The organism is Streptomyces sp. M2CJ-2, assembly GCF_016757295.1.
Taxonomy (GTDB): domain Bacteria; phylum Actinomycetota; class Actinomycetes; order Streptomycetales; family Streptomycetaceae; genus Streptomyces.
Genome location: NZ_JAESIF010000033.1, coordinates 1 through 15,508 on the forward strand (window position 1 = coordinate 1; position 15,508 = coordinate 15,508).

Here is a 15,508-nt window from a genome sequence, read left to right on the forward strand (position 1 = left end):
GGTGATCCGGTGGCGGTGGGACCGGGCGCCGCCCGCGCCGGGCGCGGCACCCGCGGCGTTCGGCGGCGCGCCCCGGGCCGCCGCGGCCATGGGGCTCGGTGTCGGCGGTTCGATGCGGCAGGAGGTCTACCGGGACGACCGGCCGCTGACGGACTGGTCCGAGCGGCCCGCGGGCCGGGTGTTCGTCCATCTGGTGACGCCTCCTCAGTGGCGGAGCATCACGGGTGAGGCGCCGCCGCCGTCCCCGGTGGACCGGGCCGCCTACACCCGGGCGGGGCTGCCCTGGTTCGACTACTACGACCAGGACGCGCGGGACCTCGAGCCGACCGAGGCGCTCCAGTCCGTGAAACCGGTCGGCGACTGGCTCGGGGACGACCACGAGCCCTGGCAGCCCCCGTCGCCGCATCAGGTGAAACCGCTCGGCGACGCGCAGGGCAAGCCGGTCGAGGACGGCGACTGGTAGGCGCGGGCGCCGGGCCGGGGACCCTCCTCAGCCGTCCCCGTCGGGGCGCTGTCGTTGCAGCGGACGGGGGCAGGACACCGCGCTCGCCTGAGAGAGGAGTACCCGCATACGCTCGGTGAGCTGGCCGAGGTCGTCGGCGGGCCGGTGGAACGGCAGCCGTACGTCGCCGCCGGTGCGGACGCGTTCGACGCGCAGCGTGAGTCCGTGCCGGTCGACGGCGAGCGGCTGCACGCGGACCGCGCCGTGCAGGCTGCCCGGGTCGACCAGACGGGTGAGCCGTGCGACCGCGTCGCCGTGGCAGTCGGCGAGGTGGGTCAGCAGCCGGGCCTCGGCGGTGGCGAGCGGGTCGGGGCGTGCCGCGGCGAACTCGTCCGGGTCGACGACGACGGCTCCGGACGCCTGCCGCAGCACCACACGCGTGGCCCGGAAGGCGATCCGGCCGTCCTCGGCGGTGAACCGGCCCGCGAGCCACAGCCTGGCACGGATCCTCTTCCGCACCGGGACGGGCGCGACGTCGGCGAACTCCAGCACGGCGGACGGTTCGCCGCGGGGCGCGCAGATCGCGGCGGTGAGCAGCGCGCTCTCCTCGGGAACCTCCAGCAGGACTCGGCCGTCGTCGCCCACCCCGTGCGCACCGACGAACTCCTCCCGGAAGCCCCCCGCGGTCACCGCGCAGGACCATGCGGCGGCGAGCACGGAGCGGGCCCGTTCCGCCGCGCCGGGCTCGGCCGTCCAGACGTGCGTGTCGTCACCCATCCTCGAACCTCCTATTAGGTAAGCCTTGCCTAACCTAGCGAAGATCGAGGCGCACGCCAACCGGGCGGCGTGACCTGTGCGAGCTCCTTCAGCACCTTCTCAGAACGTGAGGACACCGAGCAGCGCGCGGGCACACAGATCGCGCACCTCCTCGCGGCTCAGCTCGGAGCCGCGCAGCCACTCCAGGCACACCGCCGTGGTGAAGGCCAGCCAGCCGCGCACGGCCAGACGCGTGTCCGGCCGCCCTCTCAGCAGCGGACCGAACTCGGGGTCCCCCGCCAGCGCCTGAAGGATCTGCCGCTCCTGCGCGGCCAGAGCGCGGCGGTAGACCCGACGCACCGTCCGGTCCCCCGCCGCGTCGGCACGGTGGAAGGCCCGGTAGCCGTGCGCGTGCTCCTGGACGTACTCCAGGTACGCGTCGAGTCCCGAGGCGAGCTGCCCGCGCACCGGGGCGCCGGGCACCGCCGCCGTCATGCGCAGCATCCGCTCGCTCTCGCGCTCGACGACCGCCGCGAAGAAGTCCCGCTTGGTGGGGAAGTAGTGGTACAGCAGCCCGCGCGAGACCCCGGCGATCTCGGCCACCTGCTCGATCCACACGTCGTCGTACGGACTCTCCGAGAACAGCCGCGCCCCGACCGACAGAAGCTGCTCACGACGCTCCTCGGTACTGAGCCGGCGGCGCGTGCGCCCGCCCTCGCCCTCGTTCGCGGCCATCCCCGCACCTTACTTGACGCCGGTTCAACCGCCGGACCAGACTGGGACGCCCTATTGAATCCGCGTACAACACGTCTCGCACTTCCCGCATTTCACGCACTTCCCGGCGCACCGCACCGTCCCCCGGACGAAGCGACGCGTCGCGTCGCGCCACGCCGCAGGCGCTCGCCGGATCGAAGGAGACCGCATGGCGGAAACGACGACACCGACCGGACTGCCGAAGGGGTTTCGCAGCGCCGAGCGGGGCTGGCCCGAACTGCACCGCATCCCCCGCCCTCCCCACCGGGTCCCCCTCCTCGGGGACGTCCTCGGCTCGAACCGGCGCACTCCTGTGCAGGACTCGATGCGCCACGCCCGCCGACTGGGACCGATCTTCCGGCGGAACGCCTTCGGCAAGGAGTTCGTGTTCGTGTGGGGCGCGGACCTGGTGGCCGATCTGGCCGACGAGACGCGCTTCGCCAAGCACGTGGGGCTGGGCGTGGCCAATCTGCGGCCGGTCGCGGGCGACGGCCTGTTCACCGCGTACAACCACGAACCCAACTGGCAGCTCGCCCATGACGTCCTCGCTCCCGGGTTCAACCGCGAGGCCATGGCGCGCTATCACACGATGATGCTGGCCGTGGCGGAGCGGCTGACCGACCACTGGGACCGCGCCGCCGGTGCGGGCCGGACCGTGGACGTGCCCGGCGACATGACCAAGTTGACGCTGGAGACGATCGCACGCACCGGGTTCGGACACGACTTCGGTTCGTTCGAACGGTCCCGTCCGCACCCCTTCGTCACCTCGATGGTCGGCACGCTCGCCTACGCGCAGCGGCGGAACTCCGTGCCCACCCCGCTGGCCCCGCTGCTGCTGCGGAGCGCGAACCGGCGCAACGCCGCCGACATCGCCCGCCTCCACCGCATCGTCGACGACGTGGTGCGGACCCGGCGCGCCGACGGCGGCGGGGAGGGCGACCTGCTCGACCTGATGCTGGACACCGCGCACCCCGAGTCCGGCGAGCGGCTGTCGCCCGAGAACGTCCGCCGTCAGGTCATCACCTTCCTGATCGCCGGTCACGAGACCACCTCGGGCGCCCTCTCCTTCGCCCTGCACCATCTCTCCCGGCACCCCGACGTCGCGGCCCGTGCCCGCGCCGAGGTGGACCGTGTCTGGGACTCCGCGGCCGCGCCGGGCTACGAGCAGGTGGCCAGACTGCGGTACGTCCGCCGGGTGCTCGACGAGTCGCTGCGGCTGTGGCCCACCGCGCCCGCCTTCGCCCGGGAGGCCCGCGCGGACACGGTGCTGGCCGGGGAGCACCCGATGCGGCAGGGAGCGTGGACGCTGGTGCTGACCCCGATGCTGCACCGGGACCCCGGGGTGTGGGGACCCGACGCCGAGCGGTTCGACCCGGACCGGTTCGACGCACCGGCCGTACGGTCCCGGCCCCCGCACACCTTCAAGCCGTTCGGCACGGGGGCGCGGGCCTGCATCGGGCGGCAGTTCGCGCTGCACGAGGCGACGCTGGTGCTCGGACTGCTGCTGCGCCGCTACGAGCTGCGGCCCGATCCGGACTACCGGCTGCGCGTGACCGAGCGGCTCACGCTGATGCCGGAGGGACTGCGGCTGCGCCCGGAGCGGCGGACGACGCGGCCGGCCGGAGCGGCCGGCGCGTCCGGGACGCCCGGACCCGCCGACGCGCCGTCAGCGCACCGCCGTCCAGTGCGCGGGACGGGTGAGTGACCCGGGCAGTCTGGTGCCGGCGCTCCCCCGGGCCGCGTTCAGCTGGGGCTGGGTGAGGAAGAACGCCCCGGTCAGATCGGCGTCCGTGAGGTCGGTGTCGCGCAGGTCGGCGCCGATCAGGTCCGCGCCCCGCAGGTCGGCGCCGGTGAGGTCGGCGGCGATGAGGTAGGCGCCCCGCAGACTGACCCCGCGCAGATCGGCCCCCTGGAGACGGGCACCCATCAGATCCGCGCCCCGGCGGTCCTTCCTTCGCCCGCGCGCCCCGGCCCGCGCCAGTTCGCTCGCCCTCAGCAGCAGCACGTTGACGTCCTGCCGGTGGGCGCCCACGTCCAGCGCGCCCAGCTCGTCAGGGGTCCCGCGGGTGAGCCGCTCGGTCTTCTCCAGCGCCCGGCGCAGCTCGGCGTGGACCGGACGCGCCGCGGGCAGGGTGAGCGCCTCGGTCAGGTACCAGAGCAGCTCGTGCAGCTGCCGGACGACCGGGAACACGTCGAACATGCGGCGGGCCCGCTCCGGCGGCCCGGTGCGCCAGTCCTGTCCGCCGAAGGTGGTCTGCGAGACCTTCTGCCCGGCGCCGAAGCAGTCGTAGACCGTGCAGCCGCTGAACCCCTCCTGCCGCAGCCGCGCGTGGATGCCGCAGCGGTGGTCCGCCCGCAGGTTCCGGCAGGGCCTGCCGGCCTGCTTGTCCACCGCGAAGTCGGCGGACGCGGTGAACGGCAGAGCGACACAGCACAGCCCGAAACACTCCCCGCAGTCGCCGCGCAGGTCCGGCAGGCCGGTCTTCTCCTCTGGCATGCCGTTCAGCATACGGAACGGGAGACCGGCGCCGGTGCGGCGCTCACCCTCCGAGACCGGGCACCTCCAGTCGGTCGAGCCGCTCCGGGTCGGCCAGGATGTACATGCCGGTGATGCGACCGTCGGTGATGGTGACGGCCATGACCGACCGGGGTATGCCGTCGACGACGCTGATGAGGCCCAGCGAGTCGTTGACCATGACCTGACGCGCCGCCGCGGTGTGCCGGGCGAACATCAGCGCCGACTCGGCCACCGTCCGCGCGCCCCGGAGGGCCTTCGACCCCGCGGCGCCGCGGACCAGGGTGCCCGCGTCCGCCCTGAGGGTCACCTCCGGGTGCAGGACGGCGACGAGCTCCTCGAAGTCACCGCCGCGCGCCGCAGCCATGAAGGCGTCGAGCACCTGCTTCTGCCGCCCGAGGTCGGGCTCGGACGACGGGGCGGCGTCCCGCACCCGGCGGCGGGCGCGGCTGGCGAGCTGCCGGGTGGCGGCCGGACTGCGCTCCACCACCGGGGCGATGTCGTCGAAGGGCACGGCGAACATGTCGTGCAGCACGAACGCGAGGCGTTCGTCGGGTTCCAGGTACTCGAGCACCACCAGCAGGGCCACACCGACGGAGTCGGCCCGCAGTACCTCCTGTTCCGGGTCGGTCGGTGCGAAGGGCCTGACCACCGGGTCCGGGACGAATGTCTCGTCGATGGGCTGCTCGCGGCGGGCGGTGCGGGACCGCAGCAGGTCCAGGCAGATCCGGCCGGTCACGGTGGTCAGCCAGCCGCCGAGGTTGCCGATGGCGGCGGCGTCCTCCGTCCGGCTCAGCCTCAGCCAGGTCTCCTGGACCGCGTCGTCCGCCTCGGTCTGCGAGCCGAGCATCCGGTAGGCGACCGCCTTGAGGTGTCCGCGGTGCGCCTCGAAGCGCCCGGCCAGCGCGTCCGGGGCCGACGTGCCCTTCCCGTCCTTCCCGTCCGTCTCGCCCGTCTCGGCCGTCCCGCTCCCGGCGTCTCCGTCGTCCATGCCGCCACCCGTCACCGGGGGAACAGTTCGAAGGTGACCGCCGGCCGGCCCCCGAACCGCTTGCCCGACTCCCGGGCGTCCCCCGTCAGGAAGCCGCGTACATACGCCTCGGGATCCTCGTCGGTCAACTCCTCGAGGTAGGTGCGGTGTTCGAGCAGGGAACGCACCGCCCGCTCCCGGCCGGCGGCCGCGTCCACGGCGTGGGTGGGCATGCTGGAGCCTGCCACGGCGACCCAGCGGACACCGTTCCAGGGTTCGAGGCCCTGCTCGGTCAGTTCCGGGAAGATCCACCGGTTGCCGGCGTCTCCGGCCGCGTCGAGCACCGCACGACCGACCGCCACGTGGTCCGGGGTGTTCCAGAACGTCTCGCCCCAGGTCTCCCGGTGGTTCAGGGTGATCACCAGTTCGGGGCGGTGGCGGCGAATGGCGGCGGCGACGTCCCGGCGCAGGGCGGTGCCGTACTCGATGACGCCGTCCCGGTGGTCCAGGAACTCCACGGTCGACACTCCGACCACGGCCGCGCTCGCCCGCTGCTCCCGCTCCCGGATCGGGCCGGCCTCGGCGGGCTCCAGGGTGTCGATGCCCGCCTCGCCGCGGGTCGCCAGCACATAGGCGACCTCACGGCCGGCGTCGGTCCAGGTCGCGATCGCGGCGGCGCAGCCGTACTCGAGGTCGTCGGGGTGGGCGACCACGGCCAGCGCGCGCTGCCAGTCGTCGGGCATGGGCTCGAGTTGAGTGAACGTCACCTCGGTCATGCCCGCAGACTAACCCGTACCACTGACCTCACCCCCGGGGCCCGCGCGGAGCACCGGGGGCGCGCCTCACCCCGCGCTCACACCTCGCCCCGGGCCAGCGCCAGCAGCCGGTCCAGTACGCGGGGGCCGCCCGCGCGCACGCCGTCGTGCTCGAACTCGTCGGTGACCCAGGTGCGCAGGCCGCGGATCGCCCGCGCGGTGCGCAGGGAATGGTCCGTGTCGACGTACATGTCGTCGTGATAGACGGCCGCCGCGACCGGGACCTCGTTGACGGCGAGGCGGGCCGGGTCGTACAGCGGCGTCCAGCCGGTGCGGGCGGCGAGCAGTTCGGCGGTCTCGCGCAGCGGGCGCAGCGCGGGGTCGCAGTCGAACACCCAGGGGTGGACGGTCTCGCCGGTGAACAGCAGCGGCCCGTCGCCCGCGAGCGCCTTCGCCGCGTCGAACTGCGGGAACTCGGTCCGCACCCGCTCGGCCGACCAGGCGGTGGCCCGGCCGTCCTGGCCGTAGATCGACTCGTGGACGAGCGCGTACAGCGGGTGCCCCGCGTACGACAGCAGGCCCTGCACCTGCTCCTGGAACGCGTCGGAGAGCGCGGGGCCCGCCGGGGTGCGGACGAAGGCGTCCTCCAGGAGGTAGTGCAGCCGGTGGCTGCCGTCGCCGCTGCCGAGGAGGATGCCGAGGGACTGGAAGGCCTCGACGGTGAGCCGGTAGCCGTTGGGGAGGACGACCTCGTGGGTGAGGAGGTGGTCGGCGATCCGGCGGGCGCGCTCGACGTCCTGCGGGTAGCGGGCGTAATGGCCGGCGACCTTGCGCTCGATGCGCGGGTAGGCGGCCCGGTAGACGTCCTCGGGGCGGGCGTCCAGGGAGGGCAGGCCGCCGGTGATCACGGCGGTGGCGAGGCCCTCGGGGGCGGTGGACAGGTAGGCGACCGTGCAGAAGCCGCCGAAGCTCTGGCCGAGGACGGTCCAGGGGGCGCCGCCGGTGACCTCGGGGCGGATCGCCTCGCAGTCGCGGACGATGGAGTCGGCGCGGAAACGGGCCAGGTAGTCGGCCTGCTCGGCGGGGCCGCCGCGCAGCGGGAGCGTCTGCCGGTTGGCGGGGGTCGAGCGGCCGGTGCCGCGCTGGTCGAGCAGCAGGACGCGGTAGTCCTTCAGGGCCCGGCCGAGCCAGGCCTGCTGCCCGATGAAACGGTTCGCCCCGAAGCCGGGGCCGCCCTGGAGGTAGATCAGCCACGGCAGGTCCCGGCCCGCCTTGTCCGCGGCGACGGCCTCACGCGCGTACAGCTCGATCGTCTCCCCGGAGGGGGCGTCGTGATCGAGGGGCACGGTGAAGCGGCGGTCGGTGAGGACGACGCCGGGCTGGCGGTAGCTGACGGTCAACGGGACTCCCGGGACGAACGAATTGTCGGATCGCGACCCAGTTCAACACATGTTCGTCCGGCCTTCGAACCCGGGATCACTCGATCCTTTTCGCGTCTTTCCGTGCAGCGGTCAACGCGCCGACAGGCTGGACCGCCGGACCACGAGTTCCGGGCGCAGGACGACCCTCCGGTGCTCGTGGGGTGCGGCCGAGGTCCCGGTCTCCGTCTCCTCCAGCAGCAGCTGCGCCGCCAGGGCGCCCATGGTGGCGGCGGGCTGCCGTACCGAGGTGAGGGGGACGGCCGCGGCGGCGGCGAACTCGATGTCGTCGTAGCCCACGATCGCCAGGTCGTCCGGGACGCCGACGCCGGCCGCGTACATGGCCTGGAGCACGCCGAGGGCGAGCAGGTCGTTGGCGCAGAACACGGCGGTGGGGCGGTCGGCGAGGCCGAGCAGCCGGGCGCCCGCGTCCCGTCCGGCGGCGACGTCGAGGCGGTCGGTGGGCAGCTCGCGCAGTCTCTCCGGGCCGAGTCCGGCCTCGGCGAGGGCGTTCAGGGCGCCGGTGCGCCGGTCCCGGACCTGGTTCAGGCCGGGCGGCCCGCTGACGTAGGCGAGGGACCGGTGTCCCGCGTCGACGAGGTGGCGCACGGCCAGCGCGCCGCCCGCCACGTCGTCCACGGAGACGGAGCACTCGGTGGTGCCCTCGGCGACCCGGTCGACCAGCACGAAGGGGATGCCGTGCCGGCGGAAGGCCTCGATGTTGCGGCCGGTGGCGTCGGCCGGGGTGAGCAGCACGCCCCGCACCCGCTGCTCGGCGAACAGGGAGAGGTACTCGGCCTCCTCGCTCGCGTTCTGGTCGCTGTTGCAGACCATCACGCCGAGTCCGGCCGCACGCGCGGCGCGCTCGGCGCCGCGCGCCACGTCGACGAAGAAGGGGTTGCCCATGTCGAGGACGAGCAGGCCCATGATCCGGCTGCGGCCCGCACGCAGTTGCCGCGCCGACTCGCTGCGGACGTAGCCCAGCCGGTCTATGGCGGACAGCACCCGTGCCCGGGTCTCGACGGCGACCGTGTCCGGGCGGTTGATCACGTTGGAGACCGTGCCGACGGAGACTCCGGCGACTCGGGCGACGTCCTTGATACCCACCGACTGGGCCATCGGGCGGAAACCTCCGAGGAAACGTGGGCGGCGGGTGGGACTTCACAGGGCGGCGGGTGGGACTTCACATTACCGGCACGGCCGCCCCGGGAGCGGTTGCGGGCGGGCGGGGATCAGGAGGAGGTCAGGCGGGCAGCCGGAAGTCGGCGACGTGCAGAGCCGAGGGTGTCCTGCCTCTGGACTTCTCCTGGTACGTAGATCACGGCGATTCCGGCGTCGCGGGCGTCGCCCGGACCGGGGTAGACGACAGGCTCGCCGTCGAGCAGCACCTGGCCGGCGTCCGGCCGGTGCACTCCGACGAGCGTCTTGTTGACTTCTCCCCCTCGTGAACGAGGGGGATTCTCACGGCTCGCGCCGTGGGGTTTTCTGCTTCACCGCCGACCGCCCGCCCGGAAAACTCCGTTGAGGTCTTACACCGGCTCCACAGACCGACACGGCCAGCCCGGCCGCCAGAAGGTTCTCCGCCGCGTTCACGTCCCGGTCGTGGACCGTGCCGCAGCCGTCGCACGTCCAGGTGCGGACGTGCAGCGGCATCCTCTCCGCGAGGGCGCCGCAGGCGGAGCACAGCTTGGAGGAGGGGAAGAAGCGGTCGACCGCGATCACTTCCCGCCCGTACCAGGCCGCCTTGTACTCCAGCATGGAGCGGAACTCGCTCCAGCTCGCGTCCGAGATGGCTCGGGCGAGCGTGTGATTCCTGATCATGTTACGCACGGTCAGGTCCTCGATCACGATCGTTTGGTTTTCACGAACGAGTCGAGTGGTCAGCTTGTGCAGGTTGTCCCGCCTGCGGTCGGTGATCCGGACGTAGATCTTCGCGACCTTGATCCGGGCCTTGCGCCGGTTGGCTCCGTCGCCCTCGGCCTTTTTCGCGAGGTTCCGCTGGGCACGGGCGAGCCGGGTACGGTCGCGGCGCTCGTGCCTCGGGTTGGCGATCTTCTCGCCGGTGGACAGGGTCAGCAGGTGGTCGAGGCCCACGTCGATGCCGACCGCCGCATCCGTGGCTGGCAGCGGTTTCACTTCCGGGTCCTCACACAGCAGCGACACGAACCAGCGCCCGGCCGCGTCCTGCGACACGGTCACCGTGGACGGCGTCGCCCCCTCGGGGAGCGGGCGCGACCACACGATGTCCAGCGACCCGGTCATTTTCGCCAGCGTCAACTCCCCGTCACGGAAGCGGAAACCACTGGTGGTGTACTCCGCCGACTTCCGCGAATTCTTCCGCGACTTGAACCGCGGGTACTTCGCCCGCTTGCCGAAGAAATGGGTGAACGCCGCCTGCAGGTGGCGCAGGCTCTGCTGCAGCGGCACGGAGGACACGTCGTTGAGGTAGGCGAGTTCCTCGGTCTTCTTCCACGCGGTCAGCATCGCCGAGGTGGCGTTGTAGTTGATCCGCTCCTGCCGCGCCCACGCCTCGGTACGGGCGGCGAGGGCGAGGTTGTAGACCTTGCGCACGCATCCGAACGTGCGCGACAGCTCGGCTGCCTGCGCGTCGGTCGGATGGAAGCGGTACTTGAAGGCCCGCTTCACGCACTTCGTGGTCATGCTCACAAACTAGCGTCACTGCGGTTCAAGGCCAAACCCGCGGATCAGAGGACCGGCATCCGCCCTGGGGGTGGATCCCGGCTCCTTGCCCTGCTCCGCGGGGATCCGTTTCTCCCCCGCAAGAGGGAGCACCCTCACTCCGCCCTGAAGGGCGCAGTACCCATGGAGGAACCCGATGAGGGCTCCTCGACGACGTCGTCGGGACGGCCCTGGCGACGTCGTGAAATGTTTCAACCGGGTTGCCGGGACGTTAGGCGCGCGGCGCATGTCACGTCAATGGGTCCCGGTCGAAAAAGTTTCGACAGCTTCAAGTCACGCCCTGGTCACGGATCACGGCCTTGCCCGAAGAGGTTGACACCCCTTCGGGGGCGCCATAGCTTCCCGTCCTGAATCGTTTCACTCAGTGGTCGATACGACCCGATGTCACAGGAGCCCTGACGTGACCGAGCTCGCCGCGGCGAAGGCCGCTCTCAAGACACAGGCCGTCGAGACGCCGTCGTGGGCGTACGGCAACTCGGGAACCCGCTTCAAGGTGTTCGCGCAGCAGGGCGTGCCCCGCACCCCGCAGGAGAAGCTGGACGACGCGGCCAAAGTGCACGAGTTCACGGGGGTCGCGCCCTTGGTGGCGCTGCACATCCCGTGGGACAGGGCCGACGACTACACCGCACTGGCCGAGCACGCCGAGGACCGCGGTGTGCGGCTCGGCACGATCAACTCCAACACCTTCCAGGACGACGACTACCGGCTCGGCAGCATCTGCCATCCGCGGGCGTCGGTGCGCCGCAAGGCCGTGGACCATCTGCTGGAGTGCGTCGACATCATGGACGCGACCGGGTCGAAGGACCTGAAGCTGTGGTTCGCCGACGGTACGAACTACCCGGGCCAGGACGACATCCGGGCCCGGCAGGACCGGCTCGCCGAGGGACTCGCGGAGGTCTACGAGCGGCTCGGCGAGGGCCAGCGGATGCTGCTGGAGTACAAGTTCTTCGAGCCGGCGTTCTACACCACGGACGTCCCGGACTGGGGCACCGCGTACGCGCACTGCCTGAAGCTCGGGCCGAAGGCACAGGTCGTGGTGGACACGGGGCACCACGCGCCCGGGACCAACATCGAGTTCATCGTCGCGACGCTGCTGCGGGAGCGGAAGCTCGGCGGATTCGACTTCAACTCGCGCTTCTACGCCGACGACGACCTGATGGCGGGCGCCGCCGACCCCTTCCAGCTGTTCCGGATCATGTACGAGGTCGTGCGCGGGGGCGGGTTCACGCCCGGGACCGCGTTCATGCTCGACCAGTGCCACAACATCGAGGCGAAGATCCCGGCGATCATCCGTTCCGTCATGAACGTCCAGGAGGCCACGGCGAAGGCTCTCCTCGTCGACCGGTCGGCGTTGGCCGATGCGCAGGCATCCGGCGATGTGCTCGGCGCCAACGCCGTGTTGATGGACGCGTACAACACGGATGTGCGGCCGCTGCTTCGTGAGGTGCGGGAGGAGATGGGGTTGGACCCCGATCCTGTTTCCGCCTATCGCCGGTCCGGGTGGGCCGAGAGGATCGTCGCCGAGCGGGTCGGTGGGGAGCAGGCGGGGTGGGGGGCGTAGGCGTCTGCCTGGTTCTGTGCATTGCGGGCTGCGGGCCGTGTGGCTGGTCGCGCCCACGCGGCGACAGCCGCACATCGACACAGCCCCGCGCCCCTGAAGGGGCGCTTTCCCTCACCCTCTTGACATGAGAACTGGAACAGATATGGCAAACCGTCCCGAAGCCGTCGCCCTCCTCGCCCGTTCGCATCGGCTCGGTGCCGATCCGCGGAACACCAACTACGCCGGCGGGAACACCTCCGCCAAGGGCACGGGGACCGATCCCGTCACCGGGGGTGAGGTGGAGCTGATGTGGGTCAAGGGGTCCGGCGGGGATCTCGGGACGCTGACCGCGGAAGGGCTGGCCGTGCTGCGGCTGGACCGGCTGCGGGCGCTCACCGACGTCTACCCCGGGGTCGAACGCGAGGACGAGATGGTCGCCGCGTTCGACTACTGCCTGCACGGCAAGGGCGGTGCGGCTCCCTCCATCGACACCGCGATGCACGGACTGGTGAGGGCCCCGCACGTGGACCATCTGCATCCCGACTCCGGGATCGCGCTCGCCTGCGCCGCCGACGGGGAGAAGCTGACCGCCGAGTGCTTCGGCGACACCGTCGTATGGGTGCCGTGGCGGCGGCCCGGTTTCCAGCTCGGGCTGGACATCGCCGCCGTGAAGGAGGCCAACCCGCAGGCCTTCGGGTGTGTGCTCGGGGGCCATGGCATCACCGCGTGGGGCGACTCCTCCGAGGAGTGCGAGCGGAACTCGCTGCACATCATCCGCACCGCCGAGAAGTTCCTCGCCGAGCGCGGCCGGCCGGAGCCGTTCGGGCCGGTGCTCGAAGGGTACGAGGCCCTGCCCGAGGGTGAGCGGCGGGAGCGGGCCGCCGCCCTCGCGCCGTACGTCCGTGCCGTCGCCTCGCAGGACCGGCCGCAGGTCGGGCACTTCGACGACTCCGGGACCGTACTGGACTTCCTGGCCCGTGCCGAGCACCCGCGGCTGGCCGCGCTGGGCACCTCCTGTCCCGACCACTTCCTGCGCACCAAGGTCCGGCCGCTCGTCCTCGATCTGCCCCCGGCGGCCCCCCTGGACGAGGCCGTGGCCCGGCTGGCGGAACTGCACGCCGCCTACCGCGATGAGTACGCCGCCTACTACGAGCGCCACGCCCTGCCCGACTCCCCCGCCATGCGCGGGGCCGACCCGGCGATCGTGCTGGTCCCCGGCGTGGGCATGTTCAGCTTCGGCAAGGACAAGCAGACCGCGCGCGTGGCCGGCGAGTTCTACGTCAACGCGATCAACGTGATGCGCGGCGCCGAGGCGGTCTCCGCCTACGCGCCGATCGAGGAGTCGGAGAAGTTCCGCATCGAGTACTGGGCCCTGGAGGAGGCCAAGTTGCGGCGGTTGCTGAAGCCGAAGCCGCTCGCCGCCCGAGTGGCGCTGGTGACCGGCGCCGGCAGCGGCATCGGGAAGGCGATCGCGCGGCGGCTGGCGGCCGAGGGCGCCTGTGTCGTCGTGGCGGACCTGAACGGGGACAACGCGGCTGCGGTGGCTGAGGAGTTGGGCGGATCCGACAAGGCCGTCGCCGTGACCGTCGATGTCACGTCGGAGGAGCAGATCGCCGAGGCCTTCCGGACGGCGGTGCTCGTCTTCGGCGGAGTCGACCTGGTGGTGAACAACGCCGGGATCTCCCTCTCCAAGCCGCTGCTGGAGACGTCCGCGAAGGACTGGGACCTCCAGCACGACATCATGGCCCGCGGTTCCTTCCTCGTCTCCCGTGAGGCGGCCCGGGTGATGATCGCGCAGGGGCAGGGCGGTGACATCGTCTACATCGTGTCCAAGAACGCCGTGTTCGCCGGTCCGGACAACATCGCCTATTCGGCGACCAAGGCCGACCAGGCCCATCAGGTGCGGCTCCTCGCGGCCGAGTTGGGCGAGCACGGCATCCGCGTCAACGGGGTCAACCCGGACGGTGTGGTGCGCGGCTCGGGCATCTTCGCCGGTGGCTGGGGCGCGCGGCGGGCGGCCGTGTACGGGGTGCCCGAGGAGAAGTTGGGCGAGTTCTACGCACAGCGCACGCTGCTGAAGCGGGAGGTGCTGCCCGAGCATGTCGCGGCCGCCGTCTTCGCGTTGACCGGCGGGGACCTCACGCACACCACGGGCCTGCACGTCCCGGTCGACGCCGGCGTCGCCGCCGCGTTCCTGCGGTGAGCGCCGCCGTGCGGCCGTACGCGGCGGTCGACCTCGGCGCGTCCAGCGGGCGTGTCATGGTCGGCCGCGTCGGCCCCGACAGCCTGGAGCTGACCGAGGTCCACCGCTTCCCCAACCGGCCCGTGCGCGTGCCCGAGGGGCTGCGCTGGGACATCCTCGGGCTGTACGCCGGAGTGCTGGACGGGCTGCGGGCGGCGGGCGACGGGCCGGTGTCCGTCGGCATCGACGGCTGGGCCGTGGACTACGGCCTGCTCGACGCGGACGGGGCGCTGCTGGGCAACCCGGTGCACTACCGCGACCGCCGTACGGAGGGAGTCGCGGAGAAGGTGTGGGCGAGCGTGCCCGCCGAGGAGCTGTACGCGGCGACCGGTCTGCAGTACGCGCCGTTCAACACCCTGTACCAGCTGACGGCGGCCCGCGGCACGGCCCAACTGGCACAGGCCGGACGGCTGTTGCTGATCCCGGACCTGCTGACGTACTGGCTCACCGGTGAGCAGGGCACGGAGCTGACCAATGCCTCGACCACGCAGCTGATCGACTCGCGCACCCGCGACTGGTCCCACGCGCTCGCGGAGCGGCTGGGCATCGATCTCTCCCTGTTCGCGCCGCTGCGTCGACCCGGTGATCCCGCAGGAGAGTTGCAGCCCGAGGTACTGGAGGAGACCGGGCTGGCCGGCCCCGTCCCGGTGACGGCGGTCGGCTCGCACGACACCGCCTCCGCGGTGGCCGCCGTGCCCGCCGCCGGTGAGCGGTTCGCCTACATCTGCACGGGTACCTGGTCGCTGGCCGGTCTCGAACTGGACGCCCCGGTCCTGACCGAGGAGAGCCGCGCCGCCAACTTCACCAACGAGCTGGGGCTGGACGGCACCGTCCGGTACCTGCGCAACATCATGGGCCTGTGGCTGCTCCAGGAGTGCGTACGGGCCTGGGGCGATCCGGACCTGGGGGCGCTGCTCCTGGAGGCGGCGAAGGTGCCGGCGCTGCGGTCCGTGGTGGACGCGGGGGACGCGGCGTTCCTGGCGCCGGGACGGATGCCGGAGCGGATCGCCGAGGCGTGCCGTGTCTCGGGGCAGCCGGTGCCCGGCTCCCCCGCGGAGATCACCCGGTGCATCCTCGACTCGCTCGCCCTCGCGCACCGCGGCGCGGTCGAGGACGCCCAGCGGCTCGCCGGGCGGTCGGTCGACGTCGTGCACATCGTGGGCGGCGGGACCCGCAACGCCCTGCTGTGCCAGCTGACCGCCGACGCCTGCGGGCTGCCGGTGGTGGCCGGCCCGACCGAGGCGGCCGCGCTGGGCAACGTCCTCGTCCAGGCCGGTGTGCGCGGACCGGCCGGCGACCTGGCCGGGATGCGGCGCCTGCTCACCCGGACCCAGTTGCTGACGCGGTACGAACCGCGCGGCGGAACGCGGCGGTGGGAGGCCGCTCGCGCCCGGCTCGCCCGGGGCTGACCGGGGGT

General features: G+C 72.3%; 12 protein-coding genes and 2 pseudogenes. 5 read left to right on the forward strand and 9 right to left on the reverse strand.

Annotation, left to right across the window (positions count from 1 at the left end):
* Positions 1 to 463: pseudogene (locus JL475_RS23155) on the forward strand (hypothetical protein); the annotation flags it as partial.
* Between the two features lie 27 nt (positions 464 to 490).
* Here JL475_RS23155 and JL475_RS23160 read toward each other — a convergent pair.
* Both JL475_RS23160 and JL475_RS23165 read right to left on the reverse strand, forming a co-directional pair.
* Complete coding sequence (locus tag JL475_RS23160; RefSeq protein ID WP_202279752.1) at positions 491 to 1,219, reverse strand: DUF2470 domain-containing protein; 729 nt, start codon at positions 1,217 to 1,219, stop codon at positions 491 to 493.
* A gap of 99 nt (positions 1,220 to 1,318) precedes the next feature.
* Positions 1,319 to 1,933, reverse strand: coding sequence for a TetR/AcrR family transcriptional regulator (locus JL475_RS23165; protein WP_202279753.1), 615 nt, complete (start codon positions 1,931 to 1,933; stop codon positions 1,319 to 1,321).
* Positions 1,934 to 2,120: 187 nt separating this feature from the next.
* Here JL475_RS23165 and JL475_RS23170 point away from each other — a divergent pair, with 187 nt between their 5' ends.
* Positions 2,121 to 3,656, forward strand: coding sequence for a cytochrome P450 (locus JL475_RS23170; protein ID WP_202279754.1), 1,536 nt, complete (start codon positions 2,121 to 2,123; stop codon positions 3,654 to 3,656).
* On the opposite strand, the gene JL475_RS23175 is transcribed toward JL475_RS23170, so the two are convergent.
* From JL475_RS23175 to JL475_RS23205, 7 genes and pseudogenes are all read right to left on the reverse strand, one after another.
* Positions 3,618 to 4,448 carry a pentapeptide repeat-containing protein gene (locus JL475_RS23175; protein WP_237408040.1) on the reverse strand — a complete coding sequence of 277 codons (831 nt, stop codon included), beginning with the start codon at positions 4,446 to 4,448 and terminating at the stop codon, positions 3,618 to 3,620. The genes JL475_RS23170 and JL475_RS23175 overlap by 39 nt on opposite strands.
* A 43-nt stretch (positions 4,449 to 4,491) precedes the next feature.
* Positions 4,492 to 5,457, reverse strand: coding sequence for a sigma-70 family RNA polymerase sigma factor (locus JL475_RS23180; RefSeq protein ID WP_202279756.1), 966 nt, complete (start codon positions 5,455 to 5,457; stop codon positions 4,492 to 4,494).
* A gap of 11 nt (positions 5,458 to 5,468) precedes the next feature.
* On the reverse strand, positions 5,469 to 6,212 hold the full coding sequence (locus JL475_RS23185; RefSeq protein ID WP_202279757.1) for a PIG-L deacetylase family protein: 744 nt from the start codon (positions 6,210 to 6,212) through the stop codon (positions 5,469 to 5,471).
* A gap of 77 nt (positions 6,213 to 6,289) precedes the next feature.
* Complete coding sequence (locus JL475_RS23190) at positions 6,290 to 7,591, reverse strand: alpha/beta fold hydrolase (protein WP_202279758.1); 1,302 nt, start codon at positions 7,589 to 7,591, stop codon at positions 6,290 to 6,292.
* A gap of 111 nt (positions 7,592 to 7,702) precedes the next feature.
* Complete coding sequence (locus JL475_RS23195; protein WP_202279759.1) at positions 7,703 to 8,728, reverse strand: LacI family DNA-binding transcriptional regulator; 1,026 nt, start codon at positions 8,726 to 8,728, stop codon at positions 7,703 to 7,705.
* Positions 8,729 to 8,922: 194 nt separating this feature from the next.
* Positions 8,923 to 9,042, reverse strand: a pseudogene (locus tag JL475_RS41255) (sugar ABC transporter ATP-binding protein); the annotation flags it as partial.
* A 28-nt stretch (positions 9,043 to 9,070) separates the two neighbouring features.
* Positions 9,071 to 10,270 carry an RNA-guided endonuclease TnpB family protein gene (locus tag JL475_RS23205; protein WP_202279761.1) on the reverse strand — a complete coding sequence of 400 codons (1,200 nt, stop codon included), beginning with the start codon at positions 10,268 to 10,270 and terminating at the stop codon, positions 9,071 to 9,073.
* Between the two features lie 439 nt (positions 10,271 to 10,709).
* Here JL475_RS23205 and rhaI point away from each other — a divergent pair, with 439 nt between their 5' ends.
* The 3 genes from rhaI (at position 10,710) to JL475_RS23220 (ending at position 15,500) form a co-directional block, all read left to right on the forward strand.
* Positions 10,710 to 11,870: an L-rhamnose isomerase gene (gene rhaI / locus JL475_RS23210; RefSeq protein ID WP_202279762.1), complete on the forward strand. Its 1,161-nt coding sequence runs from the start codon at positions 10,710 to 10,712 to the stop codon at positions 11,868 to 11,870.
* A gap of 142 nt (positions 11,871 to 12,012) precedes the next feature.
* The gene (locus JL475_RS23215; protein WP_202279763.1) at positions 12,013 to 14,052 is read left to right on the forward strand and encodes a bifunctional aldolase/short-chain dehydrogenase; all 2,040 of its coding nucleotides are present in this window, start codon (positions 12,013 to 12,015) and stop codon (positions 14,050 to 14,052) included.
* A complete protein-coding gene (locus JL475_RS23220; RefSeq protein WP_202279764.1) occupies positions 14,049 to 15,500 on the forward strand; it encodes a rhamnulokinase family protein in 1,452 nt (483 codons plus the stop codon). The genes JL475_RS23215 and JL475_RS23220 overlap by 4 nt, the downstream gene beginning before the upstream one ends.
* Positions 15,501 to 15,508: the final 8 nt, after the last annotated feature.